General features: G+C 45.3%; 3 protein-coding genes. All 3 read left to right on the top strand.

Annotated features, from left to right (window positions below):
• The first annotated feature begins 190 nt into the window (after nucleotides 1–190).
• Nucleotides 191–442, top strand: coding sequence for an acyl carrier protein (gene acpP / locus NWP22_RS15900; RefSeq protein ID WP_271732076.1), 252 nt, complete (start codon nucleotides 191–193; stop codon nucleotides 440–442).
• Nucleotides 443–599: 157 nt separating this feature from the next.
• A complete protein-coding gene (gene fabF / locus NWP22_RS15895; protein ID WP_271732077.1) occupies nucleotides 600–1850 on the top strand; it encodes a beta-ketoacyl-ACP synthase II in 1251 nt (416 codons plus the stop codon).
• A gap of 322 nt (nucleotides 1851–2172) precedes the next feature.
• Nucleotides 2173–4185 (top strand): transketolase, encoded by a 2013-nt coding sequence (gene tkt / locus NWP22_RS15890; protein ID WP_280802094.1) that lies wholly within the window; start codon nucleotides 2173–2175, stop codon nucleotides 4183–4185.
• Nucleotides 4186–4688: the final 503 nt, after the last annotated feature.

The following is a 4688-nucleotide window of genomic DNA, read 5'->3' as shown; positions in this document are numbered from 1 at the left end:
AAACCAAGCAATGATAGCGGTAGTCTTTCTTGTAAATCTTAACTTGAGAAATATCGCGTCTGGCTAAGGCGTGCAAGTCTACTAAGGGATAACCGCTCCCATGCTCCCGTTGAAGTAGAAAGTAAAGTCTAGCTTTGTCTATGTTTTATATAGCAGCGCATAATAGCAACCGGTCAAGGAATTTTATTGTATGAGTGAAACAGACATTTTTGGAAAGGTGAAAAAAATTGTTGTGGACCAACTAAGTGTTGAAGAGGACAAAATTAAACCAGAGGCTAGTTTTGCCGATGATCTAGGAGCTGATTCCCTAGATACGGTGGAATTGGTGATGGCATTGGAAGAAGAATTTGATATCGAAATACCCGATGAAGCCGCTGAGAAAATTACTACCGTTCAACAGGCGGTAGATTACATCAACGAACAAGTTGCTGCATCGGCTTAAATAGCCATTGGGAATTGGGTACTGGGTATTTAGTACTGGTAATAATTAGATATGGAGCAAAATCTTCTCAATTAACTATTATCGGGTTTATGACCATACCTGCTTCCCAGTACCGAGTCCCTATTTTTGCAGCTTTCTCGCCAATTTTAACTGAGAAATGACAGATTATAAACGTAACCGTGTTGTTGTAACTGGTGTTGGCGCGATTACACCTATTGGTAATACACCAGATGAATATTGGGAAGGATTGTTAAGCGGACGTAATGGCATTGACAAAATCACATTTTTTGATGCGTCTAGCCATGATTGTCGCATTGCTGGTGAAGTGAAAAACTTCGATCCCCTTGCTTATATGGATCGCAAAGAAGCCAAGCGGATGGATCGGTTTTCCCAATTTGGGGTATCCGCTGCTAAACAAGCTGTATCTGATGCCAAGTTGGTGATTAATGAACTCAATTCTCAGCAGGTGGGAGTGATAATTGGCTCCGGCGTTGGTGGGTTGAAGGTGATGGAAGACCAGCAAACAATCTACCTCAACCGTGGACCTGATCGCTGTAGTCCCTTCATGATTCCCATGATGATCGCCAATATGGCGGCGGGATTAACGGCGATTCACACCGGTGCTCAAGGTCCTAATTCCTGCTCTGTGACCGCCTGCGCTGCCGGTTCTAATGCCATTGGTGATGCTTTTCGCCTAATTCAAAATGGTTATGCTCAGGCGATGATTTGCGGGGGATGTGAGTCGGCAATTACCCCTTTAGGCGTGGCTGGATTTGCCGCAGCTAGGGCCCTTTCCACTCGCAATCATGACCCGGCTCATGCTTGTCGTCCTTTCGATCGCGATCGCGATGGCTTTGTTATGGGTGAAGGTTCGGGTATTCTGATTCTAGAATCACTAGAACACGCCTTGAGTCGTGGTGCTCGCATTTATGCCGAAATGGTGGGCTATGGGATGACCTGTGACGCTTACCACATGACCGCCCCAGTACCAGGGGGAGAAGGTGCGGCTAGGGCTATGCAATTGGCTCTCAAAGATGGTGGACTCACCCCGGAAATGGTTAGCTATATTAATGCTCATGGGACTAGCACCCCGGCTAATGATTCTACAGAAACTGCGGCTATGAAAACGGCTTTGGGCGAGCATATCTATAAAGTCGCTGTCAGCTCTACCAAGTCGATGACCGGTCATCTTTTGGGCGGTTCGGGAGGTATTGAAGCAGTAGCGACTGTGTTAGCGATCGCTAATGATCAAATTCCCCCTACTATAAATTTAGAAAACCCCGACCCAGAGTGTGACTTAGATTATGTCCCTAATCACAGCCGCGCTCAAAAGGTTGATGTGGCACTATCTAACTCTTTTGGCTTCGGTGGTCATAATGTCACACTGGCCTTTAAGAAATATGTCTAAAATTCTCCAGGTTGCCGTTTTTGGCCTCTCCTGAGTTGATTTTCTGCGAAAGTATCACAAACATCCTTCATTGCTCAATCAATGGTTCAGCATGACCTAATGATGGCGGTGATTTATCAGTAGAATCTCAGGAGATCCCGTTTGTCGATCAACCATAGGGAATGGGATGATAAACATACTTACTGTGGGACAATTTGAATGAATGCTCAGTTAACAGGCTGAACTCATAACACTGATCACCTATAACTGTTAATTGTTCAAATTCACCACAGGGAGAAAAGAACTTCCAAGAATGCTAACCCGTCGTTAAATATCAGAAATTATGGCTGTTGCAACCCAATCCCTCGAAGAACTTTGTATTAACTCTATTCGCTTTTTGGCGGTTGATGCCGTAGAAAAAGCTAAATCGGGACATCCAGGATTACCCATGGGGGCGGCTCCTATGGCTTTTGTCCTCTGGGATCGCTTTATGCGATTTAACCCCAAAAATCCTAAGTGGTTCAACCGCGATCGCTTTATCTTGTCTGCGGGTCATGGCTCCATGTTGCAATATGCCCTGCTTTACCTGACAGGCTATGATAGTGTCAGTATTGAGGATATTAAGCAATTTCGTCAATGGGGGTCTAGGACCCCAGGCCACCCAGAAAATTTTGAAACCCCTGGGGTAGAAGTCACCACCGGTCCCCTGGGTCAAGGAATTGCTAATGGTGTGGGTTTGGCGATCGCCGAAGCTCATTTGGCTGCTAAATTCAATAAACCTGATGCCAAAATTGTTGACCACTATACCTATGTAATTTTAGGTGATGGTTGCAACATGGAGGGTGTATCTGGTGAGGCGGCTTCCTTTGCGGGTCACTTGGGCTTAGGCAAACTGATTGCATTGTATGACGACAACCACATCTCTATCGATGGTTCTACTGATGTAGCCTTCACCGAAGATGTATCAAAACGCTTTGAATCCTACGGTTGGCACGTCCTACACGTTGAAAATGGAAATACAGATTTAGAGGCTATTGCCCAAGCAATTGCAGCCGCCAAAGCCGTCACCGACAAGCCCACCATGATTAAGGTAACCACCACCATCGGTTATGGTTCCCCCAACAAGGCTAATACTGCTGGTATTCACGGTGCCGCTTTGGGTGGAGATGAGGTAGCATTAACCCGCAAGAATTTGGGCTGGGAACACGAACCTTTTGTAATTCCTGAAGATGTTCTTGATCACACACGCAAAGCTGTAGAACGTGGCGCAGGTTACGAAGCTGAGTGGACTAAGACATTTGCTGATTACAAGGCTAAATACCCCCAAGAAGCCGCAGAGTTTGAACGTTACCTCAATGGTACACTGCCCGCCGGTTGGGAGCAAGTATTGCCTACCTACACCCCCGAAGATAAAGGACTACCTACCCGTAAACACTCGGAAACTTGCCTCAATAAATTGTCAGCGTTTTTACCTGAGTTAATTGGTGGTTCTGCGGATTTGACCCACTCCAACTTAACTGAACTCAAGGGTAAGGGCGACTTCCAAAAAGGAGCATACCAAAACCCCAACATTCACTTTGGTGTTCGGGAACACGCTATGGGAGCAATTTGTAATGGTATAGCTCTTCATGGTTCGGGATTAATTCCCTACGGTGCTACCTTCTTGATTTTCACAGATTATATGCGGGCGGCTATCCGTTTATCTGCTCTGTCTAAAGCTGGAGCAATTTGGGTGATGACTCACGACTCCATTGGACAAGGTGAAGATGGCCCCACACACCAACCTATAGAAACTCTGGCTTCCCTGCGTGCTATTCCTAACCTGACTGTATTTCGTCCCGCAGATGGTAACGAATGCTCTGGCGCGTACAAGGTGGCGATTGAAAGAGCCAAGCAGAATGATCCGACTCTGCTAGCTTTCACCCGTCAGAATGTTCCTAACTTGGCAGGTACTTCAGTTGAGAATGTGGCTAAGGGAGGATATACAGTAGTAGACTGTGAAGGTACACCAGATATTATCTTGATCGGTACTGGTTCTGAATTGAGTCTGTGTGTAACCGCATCTGAGAAACTCACCGCAGAAGGTAAAAAAGTCCGCGTTGTTTCTATGCCTTCTACCGATTTGTTTGATGAGCAAGAAGCAGCTTATAAAGAGTCTGTTCTACCTAAAGCTGTAACTAAGCGGTTGTCTGTAGAAGCTGCTGCTAGTTTCGGTTGGCATAAATACGTCGGTAGCGAAGGTGATACCGTGAGTATTGACCGCTTTGGCGCTTCCGCTCCCGGTGGTGTTTGTATGGAGAAATTTGGCTTTAGCGTTGATAACGTATTGGCTAAAGCTAAGGCTTTATTGGGTTAAGCAATATTATTTCAGCTTTTTTGGGGTAGGCTCAAGGGTCTACCCTTTTTTTAAACTCCAACTCCAAAACCCAGTGATAAGTATCCATCACCCATCTCATATTCAAGCGATCGCTAGTGGGGTATCTTTGGAGGGGTGCAAGATCCCCGACTTCTCACATAATTGGCATAGTCTAGTATAATTTGGCCAGAAGTCCGGGATCTGTGTGACGAGAAAATCATGTATGTGATCATACTCTAGACCGCCAATAAACCTTTGCGTACCTTTGCGCCAACCTTTGCGCCCTTTGCGTTTAACAACAGATAGTGGATATAAACGAATAGATGATAGATCACATGGGGGGTTTTATCTCTACCCTAGGGTAGATGACAACCTGACAGTTATTCTAACTTAAAGTTATTTACACTTGTATAAATTTTAATAAACTGTCTGCTAAATTACTAACAGCGATCGCCTATATTGAAATTTCTACCCTTGTAATCCCCTAGTTTCCCATGTCCAGA

It is taken from the genome of Anabaenopsis tanganyikae CS-531 (genome assembly GCF_029891675.1).
Lineage (GTDB): Bacteria > Cyanobacteriota > Cyanobacteriia > Cyanobacteriales > Nostocaceae > Anabaenopsis > Anabaenopsis arnoldii.
Note: the sequence above shows the minus strand (reverse complement) of the source record. Positions and strands in the feature narration are given on the sequence as shown.

Bases quoted from the DNA above. Each gene is read 5' to 3' on its own strand.
- fabF (WP_271732077.1), top strand. From the start codon at position 600: ATGACAGATTATAAACGTAACCGTGTTGTTGTAACTGGTGTTGGCGCG.
- acpP (WP_271732076.1), top strand. From the start codon at position 191: ATGAGTGAAACAGACATTTTTGGAAAGGTGAAAAAAATTGTTGTGGAC.
- tkt (WP_280802094.1), top strand. From the start codon at position 2,173: ATGGCTGTTGCAACCCAATCCCTCGAAGAACTTTGTATTAACTCTATT.